Annotated in this window: 26 protein-coding genes; 7 read left to right on the top strand and 19 right to left on the bottom strand. The window is 64.5% G+C overall.

The window, feature by feature from the left end:
* The first annotated feature begins 84 nt into the window (after window positions 1–84).
* Window positions 85–2,178 (top strand): HAMP domain-containing methyl-accepting chemotaxis protein, encoded by a 2,094-nt coding sequence (locus tag QX126_RS22155; RefSeq protein WP_315783652.1) that lies wholly within the window; start codon window positions 85–87, stop codon window positions 2,176–2,178.
* Window positions 2,179–2,191: 13 nt separating this feature from the next.
* Here QX126_RS22155 and QX126_RS22160 read toward each other — a convergent pair whose 3' ends face one another.
* Window positions 2,192–2,848 (bottom strand): DUF2865 domain-containing protein, encoded by a 657-nt coding sequence (locus tag QX126_RS22160; RefSeq protein ID WP_315783654.1) that lies wholly within the window; start codon window positions 2,846–2,848, stop codon window positions 2,192–2,194.
* Window positions 2,849–2,863: 15 nt separating this feature from the next.
* Window positions 2,864–3,610 (bottom strand): L,D-transpeptidase, encoded by a 747-nt coding sequence (locus QX126_RS22165; protein WP_315783656.1) that lies wholly within the window; start codon window positions 3,608–3,610, stop codon window positions 2,864–2,866.
* Window positions 3,611–3,822: 212 nt separating this feature from the next.
* On the opposite strand from QX126_RS22165, the gene QX126_RS22170 reads away from it, so the two are divergent.
* The 3 genes from QX126_RS22170 (at window position 3,823) to QX126_RS22180 (ending at window position 5,940) form a co-directional block, all read left to right on the top strand.
* Entirely contained in the window at window positions 3,823–4,941 is a 1,119-nt protein-coding gene (locus tag QX126_RS22170; protein WP_315783658.1) for an AI-2E family transporter, read from the top strand.
* A gap of 80 nt (window positions 4,942–5,021) precedes the next feature.
* Window positions 5,022–5,393, top strand: coding sequence for a YqjD family protein (locus QX126_RS22175; protein ID WP_315783660.1), 372 nt, complete (start codon window positions 5,022–5,024; stop codon window positions 5,391–5,393).
* A gap of 103 nt (window positions 5,394–5,496) precedes the next feature.
* Complete coding sequence (locus QX126_RS22180; protein ID WP_315783662.1) at window positions 5,497–5,940, top strand: hypothetical protein; 444 nt, start codon at window positions 5,497–5,499, stop codon at window positions 5,938–5,940.
* A 71-nt stretch (window positions 5,941–6,011) separates the two neighbouring features.
* On the opposite strand, the gene QX126_RS22185 is transcribed toward QX126_RS22180, so the two are convergent.
* Window positions 6,012–6,449 (bottom strand): hypothetical protein, encoded by a 438-nt coding sequence (locus QX126_RS22185; protein ID WP_315783664.1) that lies wholly within the window; start codon window positions 6,447–6,449, stop codon window positions 6,012–6,014.
* A 422-nt stretch (window positions 6,450–6,871) separates the two neighbouring features.
* Between QX126_RS22185 and QX126_RS22190 the strand changes: the two genes are divergently transcribed.
* Complete coding sequence (locus QX126_RS22190) at window positions 6,872–7,312, top strand: energy transducer TonB (RefSeq protein ID WP_315783667.1); 441 nt, start codon at window positions 6,872–6,874, stop codon at window positions 7,310–7,312.
* Between the two features lie 86 nt (window positions 7,313–7,398).
* On the opposite strand, the gene QX126_RS22195 is transcribed toward QX126_RS22190, so the two are convergent.
* Window positions 7,399–8,202 (bottom strand): response regulator, encoded by an 804-nt coding sequence (locus QX126_RS22195; RefSeq protein ID WP_315713838.1) that lies wholly within the window; start codon window positions 8,200–8,202, stop codon window positions 7,399–7,401.
* 196 nt (window positions 8,203–8,398) lie between these two features.
* Between QX126_RS22195 and QX126_RS22200 the strand changes: the two genes are divergently transcribed.
* Both QX126_RS22200 and QX126_RS22205 read left to right on the top strand, forming a co-directional pair.
* On the top strand, window positions 8,399–8,635 hold the full coding sequence (locus QX126_RS22200; protein ID WP_315734569.1) for a NepR family anti-sigma factor: 237 nt from the start codon (window positions 8,399–8,401) through the stop codon (window positions 8,633–8,635).
* Window positions 8,636–9,184, top strand: coding sequence for a sigma-70 family RNA polymerase sigma factor (locus QX126_RS22205; RefSeq protein ID WP_006612137.1), 549 nt, complete (start codon window positions 8,636–8,638; stop codon window positions 9,182–9,184).
* A gap of 142 nt (window positions 9,185–9,326) precedes the next feature.
* Here the strand turns inward: QX126_RS22205 and QX126_RS22210 are convergent, their stop codons facing one another.
* The 15 genes from QX126_RS22210 to urtA form a co-directional block, all read right to left on the bottom strand.
* Complete coding sequence (locus QX126_RS22210; RefSeq protein WP_315734572.1) at window positions 9,327–10,982, bottom strand: HWE histidine kinase domain-containing protein; 1,656 nt, start codon at window positions 10,980–10,982, stop codon at window positions 9,327–9,329.
* A 297-nt stretch (window positions 10,983–11,279) separates the two neighbouring features.
* Window positions 11,280–11,903, bottom strand: coding sequence for an urease accessory protein UreG (gene ureG / locus QX126_RS22215; protein ID WP_315753407.1), 624 nt, complete (start codon window positions 11,901–11,903; stop codon window positions 11,280–11,282).
* Window positions 11,904–11,972: 69 nt separating this feature from the next.
* Window positions 11,973–12,701: an urease accessory protein UreF gene (locus QX126_RS22220; RefSeq protein WP_409997685.1), complete on the bottom strand. Its 729-nt coding sequence runs from the start codon at window positions 12,699–12,701 to the stop codon at window positions 11,973–11,975.
* Window positions 12,682–13,299: an urease accessory protein UreE gene (locus QX126_RS22225; RefSeq protein WP_315783670.1), complete on the bottom strand. Its 618-nt coding sequence runs from the start codon at window positions 13,297–13,299 to the stop codon at window positions 12,682–12,684. The genes QX126_RS22220 and QX126_RS22225 overlap by 20 nt, the downstream gene beginning before the upstream one ends.
* Before the next feature lie 42 nt (window positions 13,300–13,341).
* Window positions 13,342–13,641, bottom strand: a complete 300-nt coding sequence (locus tag QX126_RS22230; protein ID WP_315734580.1) for a putative quinol monooxygenase — start codon at window positions 13,639–13,641, stop codon at window positions 13,342–13,344.
* Window positions 13,642–13,688: 47 nt separating this feature from the next.
* Window positions 13,689–15,404 carry an urease subunit alpha gene (gene ureC, locus QX126_RS22235; protein ID WP_315775470.1) on the bottom strand — a complete coding sequence of 572 codons (1,716 nt, stop codon included), beginning with the start codon at window positions 15,402–15,404 and terminating at the stop codon, window positions 13,689–13,691.
* A gap of 54 nt (window positions 15,405–15,458) precedes the next feature.
* Window positions 15,459–15,998, bottom strand: a complete 540-nt coding sequence (locus tag QX126_RS22240) for an HD domain-containing protein (RefSeq protein WP_315783673.1) — start codon at window positions 15,996–15,998, stop codon at window positions 15,459–15,461.
* Between the two features lie 3 nt (window positions 15,999–16,001).
* Window positions 16,002–16,307 (bottom strand): urease subunit beta, encoded by a 306-nt coding sequence (locus tag QX126_RS22245; protein ID WP_315783675.1) that lies wholly within the window; start codon window positions 16,305–16,307, stop codon window positions 16,002–16,004.
* A 131-nt stretch (window positions 16,308–16,438) separates the two neighbouring features.
* A complete protein-coding gene (locus QX126_RS22250; protein ID WP_315734589.1) occupies window positions 16,439–16,741 on the bottom strand; it encodes an urease subunit gamma in 303 nt (100 codons plus the stop codon).
* 48 nt (window positions 16,742–16,789) lie between these two features.
* Entirely contained in the window at window positions 16,790–17,626 is an 837-nt protein-coding gene (locus QX126_RS22255) for an urease accessory protein UreD (protein ID WP_315783677.1), read from the bottom strand.
* Between the two features lie 60 nt (window positions 17,627–17,686).
* Window positions 17,687–18,382 carry an urea ABC transporter ATP-binding subunit UrtE gene (gene urtE / locus QX126_RS22260; protein WP_315734594.1) on the bottom strand — a complete coding sequence of 232 codons (696 nt, stop codon included), beginning with the start codon at window positions 18,380–18,382 and terminating at the stop codon, window positions 17,687–17,689.
* 111 nt (window positions 18,383–18,493) lie between these two features.
* On the bottom strand, window positions 18,494–19,255 hold the full coding sequence (gene urtD, locus QX126_RS22265; RefSeq protein ID WP_315783679.1) for an urea ABC transporter ATP-binding protein UrtD: 762 nt from the start codon (window positions 19,253–19,255) through the stop codon (window positions 18,494–18,496).
* 4 nt (window positions 19,256–19,259) lie between these two features.
* Window positions 19,260–20,423, bottom strand: coding sequence for an urea ABC transporter permease subunit UrtC (gene urtC, locus QX126_RS22270; protein ID WP_315783681.1), 1,164 nt, complete (start codon window positions 20,421–20,423; stop codon window positions 19,260–19,262).
* Window positions 20,420–21,982, bottom strand: coding sequence for an urea ABC transporter permease subunit UrtB (urtB, locus tag QX126_RS22275; RefSeq protein WP_315783760.1), 1,563 nt, complete (start codon window positions 21,980–21,982; stop codon window positions 20,420–20,422). Before urtB ends, urtC begins: the two co-directional genes overlap by 4 nt.
* Window positions 21,983–22,114: 132 nt before the next feature.
* Entirely contained in the window at window positions 22,115–23,437 is a 1,323-nt protein-coding gene (urtA, locus tag QX126_RS22280; RefSeq protein WP_315783683.1) for an urea ABC transporter substrate-binding protein, read from the bottom strand.
* Between the last annotated feature and the right edge of the window lie 14 nt (window positions 23,438–23,451).

A 23,451-nucleotide genomic window follows, 5' to 3' on the forward strand; every position in this document is an offset into this window, starting at 1 on the left:
TCTGTTTCTCCGTAGTTCCACGGGTCGCTGCTGATCCAGTTCTTTTACCGGTTTGCGCTCGAATGCAGTGAATCGGAGATCAAAATGCTGAACCGCCTGACCATTTCTTCACTGCTGAAGACGGTCATCATCACCGCCGCCTTCGCCGTCATCGCCCTGTTCGCGCTGAACGCCTGGGGCTCCTGGAGCAGGCTGCAATCGGCTCAGCGGATCGCGCGCGTTTCGGAGGTCTCCGGCGTCCTGTTCAAGGCGATGAACAGCATGCGCAGCGATCGTTCGACCACGATCCGGGTCCTCAATGCCGATCAGGCCATGGACGGCGACACCGAGAAATTCCTGCGCTCTGCGCGTGGCATCTATGTCCCTGCACTGAATCGGAGTCTGGAGCTGCTGCCAAGCATCGACTTCCAACAGAATCAGAGCCTGGTCGCCGACCTCGACCGGCTCAACAAGACGCTGACCGCGGAGCACAGCGAATTCTGGACCGAGATCGTCAAGCCGAAGGCGGCCCGCCGCGCCGGCCTGCCCAAGGAGTATGGCGAGACGTTCGACGCGCTACTGGTCCTGCTCGACAAGATCACGGTCAATATCGCCGCCAGCGTCAATCATCAGAGTGCGACCGTCGATCAGCTATTGATGATCAAGCAGATGGCCTGGCTGATGCGCAACACGGCTGGTGAAGCATCGCTCGTCGTCAGCAATGCGCTGACGGCCGGCAAGGTGTCGCCCGAAGCGGTGCTGGCCTACACCAAGCAGGTCGGCGGCGTCGATGCCGCATGGAAGGCGGTCCAGCTCGCCACCTCCGGCATGAGCTTGCCGCCGGCGCTCTCCGCAGCGATGTCGGGCACGGAGCAGGCCTATTTCACGCCGGAGTATGCCGGCCTGCGCGAGCGTCTGCTGGCAGCGGTGCAAAAGGGCGAGAAGCCTGAGCTGACGCCATATCAGTGGAGTCCGTTCTCCGTGAACAAGATGACGAGCGCGGTCGCCCTGGCCGAGGCGGCGCTCGACGCGGCCAAGGACCATTCCAGCGCGCAGCAAAGCACGGCGATGGAGTCTCTGATGCTCCAGCTGACGCTGCTGCTCCTGGCCGTCGCACTGGGCGGCGCGGCGATCGCCGCCGTGAGCGGCCGGGTGATCCGGCCGCTGCACCGGATGCGCGATGCCATGCTCGCGGTTGCAGGCGGCGATCTCGGCGTCGACACCGGCTACACCCAGCGGCAGGACGAGATCGGCGCGCTTGCCAACGCGCTCGAGACCTTCAAGCAGCAGGCCAAGGACAAGCTCGCGATCGAGGCCCAGGAGCGCGAGCGCAACGCCGCGACAGTTGCGCGCCAGCGCGCGATCGAGTCCTACGTCGCGGAGTTCGAAAGTCTGGTGCGCGGGTCGCTGGAGCAGCTCGGCCAGGCCTCCACCGACATGCAGGCGACGTCGGCCGGCCTCACCAACGTGTCGCGGCAGACCAACACACGCGCCGAGGTCGCCGCGAAGGCTTCGAACGACGCCTCGATGAGCGTGCAGACCGTCGCCTCTGCGGCGGAGGAGCTGAATGCGTCGATCGCGGACATCTCCAAGCAGGCTTCCCATGCCGCCGGCATCGCCAGCCGGGCGGTCGAACAGGCCCGCATGACCGACGGCACGGTGCAGGGGCTGGCGCAATCGGCGAACCGGATCGGCGAGGTTGTCGGGCTGATCAACAGCATCGCCTCGCAGACCAATCTGCTGGCGCTGAACGCGACCATCGAGGCAGCGCGCGCCGGCGAGGCCGGCAAGGGCTTCGCCGTCGTCGCCTCCGAGGTGAAGACGCTCGCGAGCCAGACCGCGAAGGCGACCGACGAGATTTCCGAGCAGATCGCCGACATTCAACGCGTCGCCAATGACGCGATCGACGCCATCAAGCGGATCGGCGGCATCATCGGCGAGGTCAACGAGGTGGCGACCGCGATCGCCGCTGCCGTGCAGGAGCAAGGCGCGGCGACGCAGGAGATCTCGCGCAGCACCCAGTTCGCTGCAGATGGCACCAAGAACGTCTCCGACAACATCACCGGCGTGAAGTCGGACGCAGACGCGGCTGCGGCCGCCGCCGACAACGTGCGCAATGCCTCGGAGACGCTGGAGAGCCAGAGCAGAAATCTTGGTCATCAGGTCACGGACTTCCTCAGCAAGATCCGCGCCGCCTGACGGTCTCGCAGGATCAGTCGGACGCCATCACCGGCGCGCGCTCATACTTCGCGCGCAGCGCCGCGGGCGCCGGCGAGAAGTTCAGCTCGGCGCGCTTGCCGCTGCCGGTCCGGTTGGCGACCTTGAGGCCGTCGTCGCTGGCAACGACGTCACCCTTGCGCAGGGTCGGATCGTTGTCGATCGACACCTTGGCGAGGCCGAAATGGTCCTTGCCGTTGCAGGTGCAGCCGTCGACGATTTCGGTGCGATACTTGAATGCGTTGGGCAGCGCCGAATACGGCTTGCCGCCACCCGTCTCGGCGCCGTCGATCGAGCTGCCATAGACGATCTCGGTCTTGGCCGCCGGGCAGAAGCTGTTGCAGGCGGCCTCCTTGCTCTGGTCACCGGTGGCGCCGAGCGGGAAATAGCGGCCATCACAGGTGCGCACGCACCACGCGGTGCTGCCGCCACCGGAATAGACCGGCTGGCTGCGCGGCTCTGGACGCTGCACCGGCGGCGCCTCGTCGGCGAACGGCATCCGGATATAGGGCGCTTGGCGCTGCGGCGCATTGAAGCCGCCGAACAGCGCGGAGATAAAATCCTGCGCTCCCGCCGTGGTCGGCGCTGCCAACGCGCCCGCGGTTGCCATGGTTGCCACTGCGGTGGCAGCGAGGGCACGTCGGCCGTTCATGACACAACTCCCCGCTTAATTGACGGCCGCAACCGGCAGCGACATCGCCTGCCGCCCCGACGGCAGCGACATCACGCGCGGCGCACGGCCGGCATTGGTGCGCGCCTGCAGCGAGGCGGCTTTCGGCAGCACGACGACCTTCGTCCCCACCTGCACCCGGCTGAACAGGTCGGAGACGTCCTCATTGGTCAGGCGGATGCAGCCCGACGACACGAATTTGCCGATTGTCGTGGGATCGTTGGTGCCGTGGATGCGATACTCGCTGGAGCCGAGATACATGGCCCGCGCGCCGAGCGGATTGCCCGGGCCGCCGGCCATGAAACGCGGCAGATAGGGCTGCCGCGCGATCATCTGCGCCGGCGGATGCCAGTCCGGCCACTCCGCCTTGCGTGTCACGGTCTGCACGCCGGCCCAGGTGAAGCCTTCGCGCCCGACGCCGACGCCGTAGCGCAATGCACGGCCGCCGCCGAGCACGTAGTACAGATAGGTGTTGCTCGTATCGATGATGATCGTCCCCGGCGCTTCCCGCGTATCGAGGTTGACGATCGTGCGGCGCAGACGGTCCGGCAGCCGGCTGTCCTCATCCTGCACCGCAGATGCCGTCGCCTCGTCCGGCGGAAATGCCTGCTGCTCGACCGGCGCATATCCGAGAAGCTGGGCGTGAGATGCAGTTGCACCTGCGAGCAAGAGGACCGCGACGCCGGCGATCAGCGAAGCCGTCCGCCGCGAATTGCGGCGATGGCCGGAAGCGAGCTGTGTCATGGAATGCCCCTGTCATGCGAGCATCGCGGTGCGATGCGTGATTACCTTCCAAACGCCGAACGTCTCGTCGTAGTTCCGGCTTCGGTGTGGTCGCCCTGCGTCAGTCAAGCATGTAGGCTCTCACGTTTGCGCGACGGAACCGGATGCCCCCCCGGCTGTTAGATGACAAGTCACGCGAGCTGTGCGCGAACGACTCGATCGGGAGATTCATGGTGCGTGTACTTCCCACCGAGCGGCTGCTCGCCAGCGGGAACGACGATTCAGCCCTGAATGAAAGTCGCCAAGAATTACCTCCCGTGATCAGACGGGTTGACGTCGTCGCCATCGCTCTCATCATCCTCACGGCCGTCTGCGTGACGGGTGTCCTCTATGTCGCCCGGGGATTTTTTCTCCCGATCGTGATGGCGTTCGTGGTCGGCACCATGCTGTCGCCGGCCGCCAACTTTCTCGAACGCTTCCACGTGCCGCGCGGTGTGGGCGCCGTGCTGATCGTGCTCGCGGTTGCGGCAGGGCTCGCCTTCATCATCGGCCTGATCTCGGCGCCGGTGCTGGACTGGACCAATCGCCTTCCCGAGCTTGCCGCCACGCTCAAGTCGAAGCTGCACGTCTTCGATCGGCCGCTGGCGCTGTGGCACGAAATGCAGGCGGCCATCGGCGGCGGAAGCGCACCGGCCTCGGCCAGCCTGGAGCTGCCCAAATTCGATTGGGTTCAGCCGACGATCGAATTCCTGTCGCCGACCTTCACCGAATTCCTACTGTTCTTCGCCACGCTCGTGCTGTTCATCGCAAGCTGGCGCGATCTACGGCGGGCGCTGATCATGACCTTTGGTGGTCACGAGGTCCGGCTGCGGACGCTCCGCATCCTCAACGAGCTCGAGCTGCACCTCGGCAACTACCTCCTGACGGTGACGCTCATCAACACCGGTGTCGGCATTGCAGCCGGCCTCGCCTGCGCCATCGCCGGCATGCCCAATCCCGCCGGCCTTGGGGCGCTTGCGGCGACGCTGAACTTCATCCCCATCATCGGGCCCATCGCGATGTTCGCGGTGCTCGTCCTGGTCGGCGCAATCGCATTCCCGACCTTGAGCGCCGGCATGGTCGCGCCCGCCATCTTCGCCGTGATCACCTTCCTGGAAGGCCACTTCGTCACGCCGACCATCATCGGCAGGCACCTTGCGCTCAACGCACTCGCGGTGTTCATCGCGCTGGCATTCTGGACCTGGCTGTGGGGCCCGATGGGAGCCTTCCTCGCCTCGCCGCTCCTGATCGTCGCCCTCATCGTGAAGGAGCACCTGCTGCCGGACGATTCGCCGCAACTGCCGGCAGACTAATTCGGTTTCCACCGTCGGAACTTCGGCCGAGACCCCGCGTTTGTCGAGCAGACGCAATCACCTTGCTCCGGGAGCTTGCCATGCCACCGACTGACGGTGAGACCGCCCTGAAGGATCTCGTCGACAATGCGAACTACGAACGCCTGCAGAAGGATGTCCACGCCGTGAAAAACGATATCGCAGCCCTCACCGAACAGATCACCGATGCGCTCAATGCTTTCGCGGGGCAGGCCAGCAAGCAGGCCCGCAGCGGCTATCGCCAGGCACGCGACAACGTGGACCAGACGTTCGACGACATGTCCGAGCGGGGCACCGCGATGTTTGGTGCAGCCCAGGATGCCGCAAACTCACTCGAGGAGCGCCTCGAGGACGTGATCTCCCATCGCCCACTTGCCACCGTGGGTCTTGCGCTCGGACTTGGATTCCTCATCGGCGCCGCTTGGAGACGCTAAGCGGCGGCCCCTGAAATCCAGAGGCTTGTCTTGTTTCGGCGCCGCGTCTTCGGCGCCGATTTGAGTTTGTTGCGAAGATGAATGAGACGCCGAGGGTAATGACATGCTGCAGCGCCTGATTGCGGACTTCCAGGAATCGACCGGGCATGCCGTTCGGCTCACGTCGCTCGCGATCGCCGCAGCGGTCGGACTGTTCGTCACCACGAGCTTTCTGTGCGCCGCAGCTTTCGTCGCCGTGCTGAATCGATACGGGCTCGTGGCCGCGTGCCTCACCGGTGCCGCCATCTTCTTCGTGGTGACGTTGATCGCCGCAATCAGCTACATGGCGCGCAAGCGCGCGATCGCGATCCGTGCCGCGCGGACCGCGGAAACGGCGCGGTCCGCGGTCCAGTCCGCTTTTGCAGACCCGATGTTGCTGGCGAGCGGCCTGCAGATCGTCCGCATGATCGGCATCAAACGGCTGATTCCCATTCTGGCTGTCGGCGGTCTGGCGCTCGGATTCGTGGTCAGCCGCCAAGCGGTGGAGGAGCAAACGCCTGCGGAGTGAGGGCTGCCCCGACCGTCATTGCCCGGCGTTGATCGCCTGCTTACGCCTCGAACCGGGCGCGGCTGCTGTAGCTAAGTCACACACCGTCCCGGTTGCAGGCGCTTGGCGATCTCCGTCAGCACCGACACCGACGGCTCGCAGGCCACCGGGTGCTTGGCGGCCTTCTCGTTGCCGGTGGTGATGAGCTGCGATCCCTGCGGCGACGGCGGGGAGCCCGCGCTTACACCCGTGGGGCTAACGGGGAGCCGCACCAGGAAGGAGGTATCCTCGAAAGCAGCCAGCTTGATCGATACAGTCTGTGACGGCGCCGCAGTACCGTTTTGGTTGGCGCGGTCAGACTTGGCGGCCCGGTTCACGTCATTCGCTGTTGCGACGATCGTCTCGCGAGTGGGGTTCTGAACCGCCAGGCCGGCGCCAAGATCATGGCCGGAAGCCAGTTGCATTGCGCCTACGAGCATGGCGGAAGCCGCAAGCGAACCCAAAACGACAACTTTCTTGGTCTGCGACATGTCTCTGCTCCCCTCGCCGCAAGGCGATCGGCATACCAACGTAAGTCGCAGGAACCGGGTTCTCGGTTGGGCAAATCACTTAACCGTGTGTAAACTGCGGCGACATTCTTCAGTTTTATGGCGTCAAAAAATTCGGTCTCTCACACGGAACGACTTTTCGGGTCACGCGTCATCTCGGCAGCCGGTTATTCCCCCTGCCCCATTGACCGGCGACGCGGGGCACTGCCGTGGTGATGCCGGCGGTGCCCCGCATTCTTTTCTGATCCAGCACTACCGGTCAGATCTCCGCCCACCCGTCGCGGCGCTTTATCCCCATTTCGTCTGAGGTATATGTTGGAGCGGCGCGGCTGACTTCATGGTCCGCGCGTGGGGACGAAATGCTGAGCACGTTGGATAGCGTCGGCGTATGGCGAGGGATTGGATTGGCTCTGGCTCTCGTAGGCCTCTTTCCTGCGATTGGAGCTGGCGAAAGCGCCAGGGACAATTGGATCAAGAGCCTGGTCGCGCAATTGAAGATTCAGCGCCGCTACCCGTTGCAGGCCTCGGGCGAGGGCGGAACAGCCAAGGTCCTGTTTCACATCGACCGCGAGGGTCATCTCATCTCGGCCGTGCTGGCGGAAACGACTGGCGATCCGGCGCTCGACCGGGAAGCGGTCGCCATGGTCGAGCGAGCCCAGCCATTTGCTCCACCGCCGCCGGAGCTGGCGGACGGTGATCTGACCTTTCTCGTGCCAATCGTCTTCGCGCCGCGGCGGACGTCTGAAATCTTCCAGCTCGACGAGAACGGGTTGAAGTTCCGAGAGACCAAGCCGAACGACGCGGTGCTAAAGGCACGGCTCGACGGCGTCTGCCGCGGCTGCTGATCTCGCCCTTTGTTGCTGGGGCTACAAACGAAGCCGGCGCGCTCCATGACGAACGCGCCGGGACGACATCGTACACCGTGACCTGATCAGGCCGCCGGCTTCGGCATCCGGTTGCGCGAGTTGCGCTGGAAGAAAAGAGCCTGGCTGGCGACTGCCGACACCATGGCCGGCTGGAACGGCTTGGAGATCAGGAACGCCGGCTCGGGCCGCTCACCGGTGAGGAAGCGCTCCGGATAGGCGGTGATGAAGACCACCGGAACCTCGAAGGTGCGCAGCAGCTCGTTCACGGCATCCAGGCCGGACGAACCATCGGCGAGCTGAATATCAGCCAGGATCAGACCGGGCTTCTTGTTCTTGGCGAGAGCCACCGCGTCGGCATGGGTTCGCGCCACGCCGATGACGTTGTGGCCGAGATTCTTGACCAGGCTCTCGAGGTCCATCGCGATGAAAGTCTCGTCCTCGATGATCAGCACATCGGTAGCGATTTCGGCGGCGAGCTCCCGTCCGGCGGCATCCGCCAGCCGGCGGGTTTCGGCAACGTCGATATCGAGGATGAAGGCCACTTCCTCCTCGGGAAAACCCTCGAGCGAGAGCAGCAGGAAGGCCTGGCGTGGCAAGGGCGTGATGTTGGAGAGCCGCCGCTCCGGCGGCATCGGCAGGGTCGCCACTTCGGCGTCGTCGTTGAGGGCCACCGAGTTCCAGATCTGCGTGAACAGCCGGAACAGCGCAGCCCGCGGTCCATAGCGCTCGTCCAGCAGAGCCGGATCCTGAATCAGGGCCTCGAGCATCGCTCCGACATAGGCGTCTCCGGAACCCTGGCTGCCGGTGAGGGCCCTCGCATACCGGCGCAACAGCGGCAAATGTTCAGCAACAAGCTGTGATCGGCTCATCCCCACTCCATTCGGTCATCTGGGCTTCCCGCCCGGGTTCCATCATGGGCTGATTACGCCCGAACCGACGAAAAGTTCCCCAAACCCGTGGAACTTTTGTCGCCCCGTCGCATTAGTTCCCGGCAGACCCTCTCGGTGGCGAGAATAATTCTTGAAGCTTCAGGGACTTAACTCTCGGGGAAACGTGGAAAAGGTCATGAAAGATGTAAAGTCTCAAGCCAGCAAGAATGCGGCACCGCGCAAGCCCGGCGGACTGAACGCGGAAATTCAATCCAGGATCGGTCATCAACTCCGCGCGATGTACGACGACGTCGTCCGTCAGGGAGTGCCGGACCGCTTCGCGGAGTTGGTGCGGAAGCTTGATGCGCCGGCAGCACAGTCCCACGTGGAAAACGGCGGGGGATCCAACGACCAAACCGACGGGAGGGAGTGAATGCCTCTCACTGATTCCTTGCGGGACGATATCCTCGCGGCCGTCCCCAGCCTTCGCGCATTTGCGATTTCCTTAAGTGGTAACAGCGATCGCGCCGACGACCTGGTGCAGGAAACCCTGCTCCGGGCGCTGGCCAACATCGACTCGTTCCAACCGGGATCGAATCTGCCTGCCTGGCTGTTCACGATCCTGCGCAACCTGTTCCGCTCCGACTACCGCAAACGCCGGCGCGAAGTGGAAGATGCCGAAGGCAACTACGCCAAGACGCTCAAGACGCATCCCTCGCAGGGCGCGCATCTTGAGTTCGAGGAGTTCCGTGCGGCACTCGAGAAGCTGCCTCAGGACCAGCGCGAGGCACTGATCCTGGTCGGTGCATCGGGCTTCTCCTACGAGGATGCGGCAGCGATCTGCGGCTGCGCGGTGGGCACCATCAAGAGCCGCGTGAACCGCGCGCGCTCGAAGCTGGCAGCGCTGCTCTATGTCGAAGGCGCCGAGGATTTCGGCCCCGACGAAACCGTGCGGGCGGTGATCGGCGGCAGCGGCGGCTGATCAGCCAAGCCGTCGCAAACAAGCCAGCAAAGAGGCGGCTCCCGAAAGAGCCGCCTCTTCTTGTTGTTGAACTTGTTGTTGTTGAACAGTTTCGCCGGGCATCGTGCGCCTTGATATCCTGTTCACTGACGAGCCCGGCGAGCTATCGCGGCGGATGCACCGGCGCGGAGAACTGCTCGGTGCGGTCGCGCTCGGTCATGTCGATGACGGTCTCCATCGGAGCGGTCAGCTCATAGACATAGCTCGCCTCGGTGAAGAAGCGTTTTGACGTGCCACCGAGTGCTTCCGGCGCAACGCGATCGAGTAGGATCAGTCCGAAATCGCTGTCGGGCCGCCGTGTCGCTTCACTGGTATTCAATTCCTCCCAACGGAAGTGGAAGACGGCATTCGGCTCTTCGCCCGTCACCTCCCATCTGGCGGTGATGTGCGGGTGCTTTCCCACCAGCGAGAGGCCCTCGTCCGAGTGCGAGGCGAGTTCGAAGAACAGCAGCGAAAGGCTCTGCGCGGCACGCGCGCTCACGGTGATGTCGGGTCCGTTGACCGCAATCCTCTCGGCATGCGGGATGGCGCGAGCTTCGAACAGCCCGCGCAGCTGCACGCCTTGCCACTGGCTCTCGCTGAGCAGCGTGACGACGTTCGACATCGCATGGATCCGCCCGATCAGCAGCTCGCGCGCGACGTCCATGTCGCTGCCATGACGCAGCGTTCGCGTCACGATGGACTGGATCACCGCCAGGATGTTCTTGACCCGGTGGTTCAGCTCGTCGATGACCGCCGTCAGTCGGCGCTCGAAGCCGATCCGCACCTGGATTTCGCGGCTCAGGCGCAGATTGTTGTAGGCGACGTAGCCGAACAGGCCGCAGATGATGCCGGTGAGCGCCATCCCGATGACGCCGACGATCGCCGCGGTCTGTTGCGCACGCCGGACCGCATTGCTCTTGGCGTAATAGACCAACGACCAGTCGTGATTGCCGAAGGCCACGGTGCGGGTCGACGACGGAGCAGGATCGTCCGGCCCGCGGGTCCGGCTCGTCACCGCCCCCTGATCATTGGCAACCAGCTCGTCCGACGCGTTGCGCGGGTCCTTCAACGCCACCGAGAACAACGACAGATCGTCATTGGTAAGCAGCAGCGGCCCGATCTCGTACGAAAAGGTCACGAAGCCCGCCGGTGCAGTGGCGCCTTGCGGGACGACCGGGGCTGCCAGCACGATCCCGATCGGACCATCGCTCCGCACCAGCGGAGTGGGATCGGACGCAACCGGCTTGCCCTCAGCCATGGCCCGCGCGAGCATCGGTCCGACAATCGGCTGCCGGTCGAGGGCAATACCGGGAAGCTTGGAGGTCTCGGCATTGCGTGGCTCGAGATCCATCAGAACGTCCAACGGACGATCGACGTTCGGCCCCAGCGGCGTGTCATCGAAATTGCGAATGGTCGGATTCGGGAAGCCGGCCTGGCGCAGCTCGGCTTGCGCAATGGAAAACTCATCCGGCCGCAGCCGTGCGATCCACGACGCCACCACGAAGTCGGTCTTGAACGCGTAGATCGACGATCGCAGCGGCTCCAGCATATTGGCCTTGATCACGGAGGGAGCGCGGAACAGCCCGGAGGCCACCCGGGCCAGCAGCTCACGTTCGGTCAGCCGGTCCTGCACCAGGCTGGCATGGACGTCGATGGCGCGGGCCAGCGCAATGCGATCGAGCGCCAGCTCCTGGTCATGTACGCGGTAGGCAGCCAAGCCGGATAGCGCCGTCCCGAGCAGCGCGATCAAGCCGATGATGACACCCAGCCGGAGCACTCGTTTACTCTGAGGTAAAGGGTTGGTGGCGAAGGAGACGAGTCATCCAATAACCGGGCCTGCAACTCAAGGACGCACCTCGGGGCGACGGGAGCGATCGGAGCGATCAGCGGAAAGCGATCCCAGGATACCGGCCGTTCATCGGCCGCCGAGACGCCTTGGAGCAAGGCGCACCCCGGGCCGAGGCAACACCCAGGGGCTCAAGTTGTTCCGGCCGGTTGAGGCTTTTTTGCGTCTGCCATTGCAGCAGATACCTCGCGCAACGAAGAACGGTGCGACGCAGATCAGTCCCCGCGCTCACGCCGACGGCTTGAGACCACCCTTGGCTTCGATGAAGCCGATGATCCGGTCAAGCCCCTGGCTCTTCTTCAGGTTGGTCATGACGAAGGGCCGTGCGCCGCGCATGCGCTTGGCATCCGTCTCCATCTTCTCCAGAGAGGCGCCCACATGGGGCGCCAAGTCAATCTTGTTGATCACCAGAAGGTCGGAGCGGGTGATACCCGGCCCGCCCTTCGACGGGATCTTGTCGCCCGCCGCAACGTCAATGACATAGATCGTGATGTCGGCCAGTTCCGGCGAGAACGTTGCCGCGAGGTTGTCGCCGCCGGATTCGATCAACACCAAGTCGAGCCCAGGAAACTTCGCGCGCATGTCGGCCACGGCTGCGAGGTTCATGGACGCGTCCTCGCGGATCGCGGTGTGCGGACAGCCGCCGGTCTCCACGCCGGCAATACGATCCGGGGTCAGCGATCCCGAGCGAACGAGAAACTCCGCGTCCCACTTGGTGTAGATGTCGTTGGTGATCGCGGCGATGTCGTAGTTCTCCCGCATCGATTTGCACAGGAGATCCATCAGCGCAGTCTTGCCGGACCCGACTGGGCCACCGACGCCGACGCGGAGCGGACCGTGAGACGATGCCATGTCATCCACCCTTCTATCGTTCGCGCGACCGCGCGGGGCCGTGATCGGAGCAACCCTTGCCCCGCTTCATCACGACCGAAACAGCCTTGTATATTGCGTCTCGTGATGAAGGCTGGCGAGATCGGCGCGGAATGTTGCGCCGCCGATGTCGTCGAGCGAGGCGAACAGAGCGCGGTCCGCCGTCGCGGCGACGACAGGTTCCAATGCGGCGAGCACGCGCTGGCTGTCGGTCTGCCCCAACGGTACGAGACGGCTGCCGGCGGAAATCCAGTTCGACGTGACCGCGTGCAGAAAGCCGTGCAGCAGGGCCGCCAGAGGAACGCCATGAAGCGCGCCGACCAGCCCCACGGCGACCGGGTAGACGATCGTCTCGCATTGCGCCACCGCCTCGTCGAGACCTGCGCTGTTCCAGGCTGACCGTGCGATCTCGACGAAGGCACGGCCCTGCGCGGTGGTTTCGAGCTGACGTTCGCGCGACGGTACGAAAGCCGCCGCGAGCTCGGCCACCTCGCGGAGGCTGGTCCTGTCGTCCAGCTCGACCGCGCGATACGCGTGCGCGAGGAAAGCCGCATCGCAGAAGCCGGAGCCATTGGTCAGCATCGTCGCAAGCCAGCCGCGCAGCCCCGCCGCATCGCCGATGTCGCCCGCCTCGACGGCCCATTCGATGCCGCTCGAATAGGAGAAGCCGCCGATCGGAAACGCCGGCGACAGCCACGTCAGCAGCCGATACAGCGCGGCCGAATCCGCGGCGCTGATCGAGGCCGGCCGAAGCTCAGGCTCATTTGTGCTCGTGAGCATGGGAATGACCGTGATCGTGATGGTCATGGCCGCAGTGCTCGTCATGCACGTGATGATCATGTGCATGGCCGTGGTCGTGGCCGTGATGCGCGTGATCGTGCCCGGCATGATCGTGATGATGATCGTGACCGTGGTGATCATGATCATCGTGGCCGTGCGCATGGCTGGGCTCGGCGTAGGCACCGCCTTCCGGATCGAACGGCGCCTCGATCTCGATGACACGCGCGCCGAGACCCTTGACCATGGCCTCGATCACGTGGTCGCGGCGGATGCGCAGGCTCTTGGCCAGGATCTGCGTCGGCAGGTGCCGGTTGCCGAGGTGCCAGGCCAGCCGCACCAGGTGGTGCGGATCGGCAGCGCGGATCTCGAGCAGCGGCTCGGCGGCCGCGACGACCTCGATCAGCCGGCCGTCCTCCAGCACCAGCGCATCGCCACCGCGCAGTGCGGTGGCGTGCTCGAGGTCCAGCAGGAACTCCAGCCCGCGCGTTCCGGTCATGGCCAGCCGCCGCCGATGCCGGTCGTCGAAATCGAGCAGGACGGAATCGGCGGCAGCCTCTTTCCAACGATGCTGCCCAAGCACGCGTGTCGCGCGGATCATGCTGAAACTCTCATCCTCTTATTCCGCTCACTCTTATTCCGCTCAACGGACATCGACCTTCTCAGGCGTAATGATCTCGATCTTCGGCGGGGCCGACATGCATTTGACCGCGACGCGCCCGAACGTCTTCATGTGCTCGGTCGCGCGGTGCGGCACCAAGGCCTCAGCGTTCTCCCACTGCTCGACGAACACCATCTTGCTCGGATCGGTGACGCTCTCATGCAAATCATAGGCGATATTGCCGGGTTCTTTGCGGGTCCCCGCAATGCAGGCGGTCGCAGCGGCAATGAATTCCGCACGGGTTTCGGGCTTGATGGTCAAGGTGGCAACGACATAGATCACGAACTCGTCCTCCCGGTACTTTTCTGGTTCTGGTACCGGGCGGAAGCTTAGTACATGAAGTAGCGCTGCGCCATGGGCAGCACCTCGGCCGGCTCGCAGGTCAGGAGCTCGCCGTCGGCGCGCACCTCATAGGTCTCCGGATCGACCTCGATGTTCGGCGTCGCATCGTTGTGGATCATGCTCTTCTTCGAGATCCTGCCGCGGGTGTTCTGCACTGCGTAGAGCTTCTTCGAAAGGCCAAGCTTGCGGGCGAGTCCGCCGGTGACGGCCGCCTTCGAGGTGAAGATCACGGACGATGCCGTCAGCGACTTGCCGAAGGCGCCGAACATCGGCTGGTAATGCACCGGCTGCGGGGTCGGGATCGAGGCGTTGGGATCGCCCATCGGCGCGGCGACGATGGTGCCGCCCTTGATGACACAGTCCGGCTTGACGCCGAAGAAGGCGGGCGACCACAGCACGAGGTCGGCGAGCTTGCCCTTTTCGACCGACCCGATCAGCTTCGACACGCCATGCGCGATCGCCGGGTTGATCGTGTATTTAGCGATGTAGCGCTTGACGCGGAAATTGTCGTTGTCCTTGCCCTTGTCTTGCGGCAGCGCGCCGCGCTGCTTCTTCATCTTGTCGGCGGTCTGCCACGTCCGGATGATGACCTCGCCGAGCCGGCCCATCGCCTGCGAATCCGACGACATCATCGAGAGCGCGCCAAGATCGTGCAGGATGTCCTCGGCCGCGATCGTCTCCTTGCGGATGCGGCTTTCGGCAAAAGCGAGATCCTCGGCGATCGACGGATCGAGATGATGGCACACCATCAGCATGTCCAGATGCTCGTCGATGGTGTTGCGCGTAAACGGTCGCGTCGGGTTGGTTGACGACGGCAGCACGTTCTTCAAACCAGCGACCTTGATGATGTCGGGCGCATGACCGCCACCAGCGCCTTCGGTGTGGAAGGCGTGGATGGTGCGGCCCTTGAAGGCCTTGATGGTGTCCTCGACGAAGCCGGATTCGTTGAGCGTGTCCGAATGCAGCATCACTTGGACGTCGTAGTCGTCGGCGACCGAGAGACAATTGTCGATCGCAGCCGGCGTGGTGCCCCAATCCTCGTGCAGCTTCAGCGCGCAGGCGCCGGCCTTGACCATCTCGACCAGCGCGGCCGGGCGCGATGCGTTGCCTTTGCCGGAGATGCCGAGGTTCACCGGGAACGCGTCGAACGACTGCATCATCCGCCCGATGTGCCACGGGCCGGGCGTGCAGGTGGTCGCGAAGGTCCCGTGCGACGGGCCGGTGCCGCCGCCGAGCAGCGAGGTGACGCCAGACATCAGCGCGTGCTCGATCTGCTGCGGGCAGATGAAGTGGATGTGGCTGTCGAAGCCGCCGGCGGTGAGGATCTTGCCCTCGCCTGCGATCACGTCGGTGCCCGGGCCGATCACGATGGTCACGCCGGGCTGGATGTCCGGATTGCCGGCCTTGCCGATCGCAGAGATCATGCCTTCCTTGATCGCGACGTCGGCCTTCACGACACCCCAGTGATCCACGATCAGCGCATTGGTGATGACCGTGTCGGCGGCGCCCTGCTTGTTGGTCGCCTGCGACTGGCCCATGCCGTCGCGGATCACCTTGCCGCCGCCGAACTTCACCTCCTCGCCGTAGGTGGTGAAGTCCTTCTCGACCTCGATGATCAGGTCCGTGTCGGCGAGCCGGACCTTGTCGCCGGTGGTCGGGCCGAACATGTCGGCATAGACGGAACGCTTGATCTTGACGGACATCGATGGCCCCCACTCAGCTCTGCTTGTCTTGATTTCGAGACGCTGGCGAACCGCTCACAGCGTCCCCCGCGCGTTGGCAACCGTCTCGTCGAACAGCGCATCGAGCCGCGCGTTCACGCCGCGGCAGCCGGCGACGACCTGCTCGGCCCAGCCGAGATACTCCATCAGCTCCAACTGCTGCTCGAGGTCCGGCTCGAAGAAGATGCGCGCGCGGATATTGCTGATCTTGTCGGCGATCTTGATCTGCTTGGCACCGGCCGATTTGCCGGGAGCCGCGATGGCCTGGACCGCGCGCCGCTCGCTCTTCGGCAGGGTCATGTCGTCGGTGACCTCCTCCACCAGCCCGGCGACGCGCGGGCCGAAGCGCTCCGCCAGCTCGTCAGCAGTCGTGTCGGTATCCTCGATGGTGTCGTGCAGCCAGCCGGCCGCGACGAGCTCGGCGTCCTCGCCGTCGCAGGTTGCCGACAGGATGTTCGCGACCTCGGCGAGATGATTGATGTAAGGCTCCTCGTCGCGGCCCTTGCGCTGCTGGCCGGCATGACGGCGCGCCGCCAGTTCGGCGGCTTCGGAGACGAGGCGTAATCCGGTCAGCATCGTCTACAGCTTGCCCATGACGTCGCCGCGGAAGCCGTAGACGGTGCGCTTGCCGGCGAGCGCGACCAGTTGCACGTCGCGGGTCTGGCCTGGCTCGAAGCGCACGGCCGTGCCGGCCGCGATATCGAGGCGCATGCCGCGCGCTTTTTTCCGGTCGAACTTCAGCGCCGGATTGGTCTCGAAGAAGTGGTAGTGCGAGCCGACCTGGATCGGCCGGTCGCCGGTGTTGGCAACCGAAAGGGTCACGGTCTTGCGGCCGGCATTGAGCTCGATGTCGCCGTCCTGGATGAAGAGTTCGCCGGGGATCATGAGTTACCTCGCAGGTTTCCACTGCGTCATGGCCGGGCTTGTCCCGGCCATCCACGTTTTTCCATTCAGATCGAACAGCGTGGATGGCCGGGTCAAGCCCGGGCATGACGACCGAAAGAGTTGGGCTCGCTTCACCGGATCGGCTCGTGCACCGTGACGAGCTTGGTGCCGTCCGGAAACGTCGCCTCGACCTGGATGTCATGGATCATCTCGGGGATGCCGAGCATCACCTGGTCGCGGGTCAGGACCTGGGCGCCGGCCTGCATCAAATCGGCCACGGTGCGGCCGTCGCGCGCGCCTTCCAGGATGAAATCGGAGATGATCGCGACCGCCTCGGGATGGTTCAGCTTGACGCCGCGCTCGAGTCTGCGGCGGGCCACGATGGCCGCCATCGAGATCAAGAGCTTGTCCTTTTCGCGGGGAGACAGGTTCATGCGGACTCTCTGGTGATCGTCTTCTGGTAATCGTCGGTTTGTAAACGTCTAGTTGAGCCACAGCCGCGGCAGCGGCTTATTCGAAGCACAGCCGAGCACCGCCATCATGTCGGCGCGCAGACTCGCGGCATCTTGGGCACAGAAGCGCGCCATTGCAAATCCATTCCAGGCCGACAGCCCGGCCTCGCCCCGGAGGGCCGGCAGGCTCTCCCTGATACGCTCGACCAGCGCGGCGTCCCCGGGCACGATCAGCGCCGTCCCGATCGCCGTGCCGCCCTTGGCGATGGCGGGCTGCGCAAGCTTTGCGCCGATGTCGCCGTCGAGGCGGATCGTTTCGGCGAACACGAGCTTACCGCCGCGCCGCACCCGCCAGCGATCGACGAACTCGCCCTCCCGCATCGTCTCCCCCATGGCTGTGCGCCCGAACACGACGATCTCGCAGAGCAGGAGGGAGGCGGTATCGGCAAGGTCGATGTCGATGCGGCGATGGATACGGGCGCGGTCGAACAGGATGGTCTCCTGCGGCAGCCAGGAGATGTGCGCGTTCGCCGCGGCCGTCAGCGCAATGTCGAGCTCCGCCGGCTTTCCGGCCGCGCGGTAGACCTTTTCCGCTGCGGCGCTCGAGACCGTCACGCGGCTGCCTTCGCCGGCCGCGACCTCGATTGCGAAACGATCGCCGCCGGCGATTCCGCCCGCGGTATTGACGAACATCGCCGACAGACTGTCGTCCTCAGGCGAGGGAAAGCGCACCCGCAGCGAGCCGGATTCATGCAGATGATGACGCCGCGTCATGCCGTCCTGCAGCCGCACGTCGAAGCGCACCGCGCCGCGGGCGCGGTTGGCCTCGAAGATGTCGGCGGCGGCGTTGGCGGGATCGGCCCGCATCGATCCCCTCCCCCTGGGACCAGACGCGGGGCGAGTCCGCGTCGAGAAGCTACGTGATGATCAGAGCGCCATCTGGCGGCTGATCTCGGCTGGATCGAGGTTGGCGCGGGTGCAGGTAAATTTTACCGCGCCGCGATCCATGACCGCGAAGTTGTCGCCGAGTTCGCAGGCAAAGTCGAGATACTGCTCGACCAGCACGATCGCGATGTTGCCGAGATTGCGCAGATACGAAATCGCCCGGCCGATGTCCTTGATGATCGAGGGCTGGATGCCCTCGGTCGGCTCGTCCAGCAGCAGGACCTTTGGCCTCATCACCATGGCGCGGCCGATCGCGAGCTGCTGCTGCTGGCCGCCGGAGAGATCGCCGCCGCGCCGACCGAGCATCGATTCGAGCACCGGAAACAGCGAGAACACGTCATCGGGGATGCTGCGGTCGGCGCGCTTCAGGGGGCCGAAGCCGGTCTTGAGGTTCTCCTCGACCGTCAGCAGCGGGAAGATCTCGCGGCCCTGCGGCACGAAGCCGATGCCCTTGCGCGCCCGCTCATAGGGCTTGAGATGGGTGATGTCGGCGCCGTCGAAGGTGATGGTGCCGGAGGCCAGCGGATACTGCCCGACCAGCGCCCGAAGCAGCGAGGTCTTGCCGACGCCGTTGCGGCCGAGCACGCAGGTGACCTTGCCGGGCTCCGCCGCGATCGAGACGCCGCGCAGCGCCTGGGCGGCGCCGTAATAGAGGTTGATGTTGTCGACGGTGAGCATCAGCGACCTCCGGCCGCTGATGGGCGAATGGCGAATGGCGAATAGCGAATAGATTGAATTCTCTGCGTCATCGTCCCTTGCCCTATTCGCTACTCGCCATTCGCCGGCCGACTAACGGCCCAGATAGACCTCGATCACCCGCTCGTTCGACGACACCTGATCGATGGTGCCCTCGGCCAGCACCGTGCCTTCATGCAGGCAGGTGACCTTGACGCCGAGCTCGCGAACGAAGGTCATGTCGTGCTCGACGACCATGACGGTATGATCCTTGTTGATTTCCTTGAGCAGCTCGGCGGTCTGATGCGTCTCGACATCGGTCATGCCGGCGACCGGCTCGTCGACCAGCAGGAGCTTCGGGTCCTGCGCCAAGAGCATGCCGATCTCCAGCCACTGCTTCTGGCCATGCGACAGGCTGCCGGCGAGCTTGCGCCTGAGGTCCTTGAGCCGCACGGTTTCGAGCACCTTGTCTATCTGCTCGGCTTCGCTTCTCGATCCGCGCCAGAACAGCGTGCCCTTGACGCTGTGGTCGACATTGAGGGCGAGCAGCAAATTGTCCTCGACCGACTGGCTCTCGAACACCGTCGGCTTCTGGAACTTGCGGCCGATCCCGAGCTCGGCGATGCGGGTCTCGTCGAGGCGAGTGAGATCCGTCTTGCCGTCGAACAGCACCGTGCCCTCGTCGGGCTTGGTCTTGCCGGTGATGATGTCCATCATCGTGGTCTTGCCGGCGCCGTTCGGGCCGATGACGGCGCGCATCTCGCCGGGCTCGAGCGTCAGCGAGAGATTGTTGATGGCGTGGAAGCCGTCGAAGGAGACGTGCACGCCGTCGAGATAGAGCAGCGACGACGTCGCGCGGGTATCCATCACGTTCATGCGCTCACTCCGCCATCTTGGGTTCGGTGACGCCGTCCTCGCGGGCGGCGCTCTCGGCGTTGGGCGTCTTGGTGCTGAGTTGATCCCACCACGTATTGAACGTGCCGATGATGCCCTTGGGCAGCAGCAGGGTGACGAGCACGAACAATGCGCCGAGCATGAACAGCCAGTACGGTGCCAGCACGCCCGAGGTGAAGAACGTCTTGGCGTAGTTCACGACGACGGCGCCGAGCGCAGCGCCGACCAGCGTGCCGCGGCCGCCGACCGCGACCCAGATCACGGCCTCGATCGAATTGCCGGGCGCGAACTCGGATGGGTTGATGATGCCGACCTGAGGAACGTAGAGCGCACCGGCGACGCCGGCCATGCATGCGGACAGCGTGAACACGAACAGCTTGTAGGACTCGACGCGATAGCCGAGGAAACGCGTCCGCGACTCGGCGTCGCGGATCGCGATCAGCACCTTGCCGAGTTTCGACGACACCACGGCCCGGCAGATCAGGAAGGCGAGAATGAGCGCGACGCAGCTCAGCGCGAACAAGGCGGCACGGGTGCCCTCCGCCTGGACGTTGAAGCCGAGGATGTCCTTGAAGTCGGTCAGGCCGTTGTTGCCGCCGAAGCCGAAATCATTGCGGAAGAAGGCGAGCAGCAGCGCGTAGGTCATCGCCTGGGTGATGATCGACAGATACACGCCGGTGACGCGCGAGCGGAAGGCGAGCCAGCCGAAGCAGAAGGCGAGCAGGCCGGGCACCACGAGCACCATCAAAGCTGCGAACCAGAACATGTCGAAGCCGTGCCAGTACCAGGGCAGCTTGGAATAGTTCAGGAACACCATGAAGTCCGGCAGGATCGGATTGCCGTAGACGCCGCGGGTGCCGATCTGGCGCATCAGATACATGCCCATCGCATAGCCCCCGAGCGCGAAGAACGCGCCGTGACCGAGCGAGAGGATGCCGCAATAACCCCAGATCAGGTCGATGGAGAGCGCCAGGATCGCGTAGCAGACATATTTGCCCCACAGCGCGACCAGATAGGTCGGCACCTGCAACGCCGAGCCGGCCGGCAGCAGCAGGTTGGACAGCGGGATCAGGATGCCGCAGGCCGCAACGATCAGCACGAAGATGGTCGCGGCGCGGTCCAGCGACCTCGTCAGCATATGCGGCATCATGCTTCCACCGCCCGGCCCTTGAGCGCGAACAGGCCGCGCGGGCGCTTCTGAATGAACAGGATGATCAGCACCAGGATCGCGATCTTGCCGAGCACGGCGCCGGCGACCGGCTCCAGGAACTTGTTGGCGATGCCGAGCGTGAAGGCGCCGACCAGGGTGCCCCAGAGATTGCCGACGCCGCCGAACACCACGACCATGAAGGAATCGATGATGTAGCTCTGGCCGAGGTTGGGGCTGACATTGTCGATCTGCGACAGCGCCACGCCGGCGATGCCGGCGATGCCCGACCCCAGCCCGAAGGTCAGCGCATCGACGCGCGAGGTGGCGATGCCCATCGACGCCGCCATGCGCCGGTTCTGCGTCACGGCGCGCATTTCCAGACCGAGCGCGGTGTAGCGCAGCATCGCGAGCAGGATCGCGAACACGGCCATCGTGAAGCAGAGGATCCAGAGCCGGTTATAGGTGATGGTGATCTGGCCGAGCTCGAACGCGCCGCTCATCCAGGAGGGATTGCCGACCTCGCGGTTGGTCGGGCCAAACGCGGAGCGCACCGCCTGCTGCAGGATGAGCGAGAGGCCCCAGGTCGCGAGCAGCGTCTCGAGCGGCCGCCCGTAGAGGAAGCGGATGATGGTGCGCTCGATCAGCACGCCGATGGCTCCGGCCACCAGGAAGGCGAGCGGCGCGGCAATCAAGAGCGAGTAGTCGAACAGCGCCGGATAGCGGGTGCGGATGACCTCCTGGACCACGAAGGTGGTGTAGGCGCCGAGCATCACCATCTCGCCATGGGCCATGTTGATGACGCCCATGACGCCGAAGGTGATGGCAAGCCCGATGGCGGCCAGCAGCAGCACCGAGCCGAGCGACAGGCCGTACCAGGCATTCTGCACGCCGGACCAGATCGCGAGCGAGCTCTGGATCGAAGCGATGGCGCCTGCCGCGGCCTTGGCGACGCTTGCGGGCTGATCGCCACTGCTGATCTCGGTGAGCAGCGCCAGCGCCTCCTGGTCGCCGCGCGCCTTCACGGTGGCTACCGCTTCGAGCTTGTCCACCTCGCTGGCATCGGACTTGAACAGGAGAATTGCGGCGCGGGCCTCGGCGAGCGCCTGCTTGACCGAACGATTGGTTTCCTTGGCGAGCGCCGTTTCCACCGTCGGCAGCGTCGCCTCGTCATGCGATTTGAACACCGACTTGGCGGCCGACAGGCGCGTGTTCACGTCCGGCGACAGCAGGGTCAGGCCGCCCAACGCGGCGTCGACGCTGCGGCGCAGGCGGTTGTTGAGGCTGACCGCCGCGGCGTTGTCGGGCAGCTTGTCGACGGCGGCGCCGGTGGCGGCATCGATGATCTTGCCGTCGGTCTGCTTGACATAGACCTTCTTGGTGTCGGCATCGAACATCAGCCGCTCATCCTGCAGCGCGCTGATGATCGGATAGGCCAGCGGATTGCCCGACACGGCGATCTCGCCCACCGCATCATCGGTGTCGGAGAAATCGTCATTGGCGAACTTGGCGACGGACTCTTCGAAGCTGGCCGCGAATGCAGGCGCGGCCACGGCAATCAGGACAATAGAAAGAAGAATGCGACGAAGAATCGCGCGAACAATTGCAGACACTGGACAACCCCGGCAGGAGGAAGTGAGAAGGCGGCGCTATCCACCGCCTTCTCCAGTCGTGACTTGGACGTCAGATCGATCTCAACTGCCCGAGCCCAGGCACTTGTTGGTCTTGACGTTGAAGTTGCCGCACTTCTTGCCGACCCAGTCGCCGATCAGGTCCTTGGAGCCCTCAAGCTCCTTCGACCAGGCGTCGCCCGGGACGAGATCCTTGGTCTTGTAGACGACGCTGAACTGGCCATCGCCCTTGATCTCGCCGATGAACACCGGCTTGGTGATGTGGTGGTTCGGCAGCATCTTCGACACGCCGCCAGTCAGGTTCGGCGCCTCGGTGCCCGGGAGAGCGTCGATGACCTTGTCCGGATCGGTCGACTTCACCTTCTCGACCGCCTTCACCCACATGTTGAAGCCGATCACATGCGCTTCCATCGGGTCGTTGGTCACGCGCTTCGGATTCTTGGTGTAGGCCTGCCAATCCTTGATGAACTTCTCGTTGGCCGGAGTCTTGATCGACTCGAAGTAGTTCCAGGCGGCGAGATGGCCGATCAGCGGCTTGGTGTCGATGCCGGCGAGCTCTTCCTCACCCACCGAGAACGCGACGACCGGGATGTCCTTGGCCTTGATGCCCTGGTTGCCGAGCTCCTTGTAGAACGGAACGTTGGCGTCGCCGTTGATGGTCGAGACCACCGCGGTCTTCTTGCCGGCCGAGCCGAACTTCTTGATGTCGGCGACGATCGTCTGCCAGTCGGAGTGACCGAACGGCGTGTAGTTGATCATGATGTCGTCCTGAGCCACGCCCTTGGACTTCAGGTAGGCTTCGAGGATCTTGTTGGTGGTGCGCGGATAGACGTAGTCGGTGCCGGCCAGCACCCAACGCTTCACCTTCTCTTCCTTCATCAGGTAGTCGACCGCCGGGATCGCCTGCTGGTTCGGCGCCGCACCGGTGTAGAACACGTTGCGCTCGCTCTCCTCGCCCTCGTACTGGACCGGGTAGAACAGGATGCTGTTGAGTTCCTTGAACACCGGCAGCACCGACTTGCGTGACACCGAGGTCCAGCAGCCGAACACGACCGCGACCTTGTTCTTGGTGATCAGCTCGCGCGCCTTCTCGGCGAACAGCGGCCAGTTCGAAGCGGGGTCGACGACGACGGCCTCGAGCTTCTTGCCGAGCACGCCGCCCTTCTTGTTCTGTTCGTCGATCAGAAACAGGATCGTATCCTTCAGCGTGGTTTCGCTGATGGCCATGGTGCCGGACAGAGAATGCAGAACACCAATCTTGATGGTGTCGTCGGCAGCCATGGCCGGGCCGAAGCCGGCGACGCCGAGCGCCAGGCCGGCAGCAGCAGCCAGCCAGCGACGGCGGCTGAATGGCGCCGTTAATTCCTGAGTGAGTCGAGTAAGCATGAGGTAATATCTCC

This window comes from Bradyrhizobium sp. SZCCHNPS1003, assembly GCF_032381555.1.
GTDB lineage: Bacteria > Pseudomonadota > Alphaproteobacteria > Rhizobiales > Xanthobacteraceae > Bradyrhizobium.

Bases quoted from the DNA above. Each gene is read 5' to 3' on its own strand.
- urtE (WP_315734594.1), bottom strand. From the start codon at position 18,382: ATGCTCACCGTCGACAACATCAACCTCTATTACGGCGCCGCCCAGGCG.
- ureG (WP_315753407.1), bottom strand. From the start codon at position 11,903: ATGGCATCGTCTCACGGTCCGCTCCGCGTCGGCGTCGGTGGCCCAGTC.
- QX126_RS22175 (WP_315783660.1), top strand. From the start codon at position 5,022: ATGCCACCGACTGACGGTGAGACCGCCCTGAAGGATCTCGTCGACAAT.
- QX126_RS22250 (WP_315734589.1), bottom strand. From the start codon at position 16,741: ATGAACCTGTCTCCCCGCGAAAAGGACAAGCTCTTGATCTCGATGGCG.
- QX126_RS22220 (WP_409997685.1), bottom strand. From the start codon at position 12,701: ATGCTCACGAGCACAAATGAGCCTGAGCTTCGGCCGGCCTCGATCAGC.
- urtD (WP_315783679.1), bottom strand. From the start codon at position 19,255: ATGAACGTGATGGATACCCGCGCGACGTCGTCGCTGCTCTATCTCGAC.
- QX126_RS22240 (WP_315783673.1), bottom strand. From the start codon at position 15,998: ATGCTGACCGGATTACGCCTCGTCTCCGAAGCCGCCGAACTGGCGGCG.
- QX126_RS22165 (WP_315783656.1), bottom strand. From the start codon at position 3,610: ATGACACAGCTCGCTTCCGGCCATCGCCGCAATTCGCGGCGGACGGCT.
- QX126_RS22245 (WP_315783675.1), bottom strand. From the start codon at position 16,307: ATGATCCCCGGCGAACTCTTCATCCAGGACGGCGACATCGAGCTCAAT.
- QX126_RS22200 (WP_315734569.1), top strand. From the start codon at position 8,399: ATGAAAGATGTAAAGTCTCAAGCCAGCAAGAATGCGGCACCGCGCAAG.
- QX126_RS22185 (WP_315783664.1), bottom strand. From the start codon at position 6,449: ATGTCGCAGACCAAGAAAGTTGTCGTTTTGGGTTCGCTTGCGGCTTCC.
- urtC (WP_315783681.1), bottom strand. From the start codon at position 20,423: ATGATGCCGCATATGCTGACGAGGTCGCTGGACCGCGCCGCGACCATC.
- QX126_RS22160 (WP_315783654.1), bottom strand. From the start codon at position 2,848: ATGAACGGCCGACGTGCCCTCGCTGCCACCGCAGTGGCAACCATGGCA.
- QX126_RS22180 (WP_315783662.1), top strand. From the start codon at position 5,497: ATGCTGCAGCGCCTGATTGCGGACTTCCAGGAATCGACCGGGCATGCC.
- QX126_RS22205 (WP_006612137.1), top strand. From the start codon at position 8,636: ATGCCTCTCACTGATTCCTTGCGGGACGATATCCTCGCGGCCGTCCCC.
- QX126_RS22255 (WP_315783677.1), bottom strand. From the start codon at position 17,626: ATGCGGGCCGATCCCGCCAACGCCGCCGCCGACATCTTCGAGGCCAAC.
- ureC (WP_315775470.1), bottom strand. From the start codon at position 15,404: ATGTCCGTCAAGATCAAGCGTTCCGTCTATGCCGACATGTTCGGCCCG.
- urtA (WP_315783683.1), bottom strand. From the start codon at position 23,437: ATGCTTACTCGACTCACTCAGGAATTAACGGCGCCATTCAGCCGCCGT.
- QX126_RS22195 (WP_315713838.1), bottom strand. From the start codon at position 8,202: ATGAGCCGATCACAGCTTGTTGCTGAACATTTGCCGCTGTTGCGCCGG.
- QX126_RS22225 (WP_315783670.1), bottom strand. From the start codon at position 13,299: ATGATCCGCGCGACACGCGTGCTTGGGCAGCATCGTTGGAAAGAGGCT.
- QX126_RS22155 (WP_315783652.1), top strand. From the start codon at position 85: ATGCTGAACCGCCTGACCATTTCTTCACTGCTGAAGACGGTCATCATC.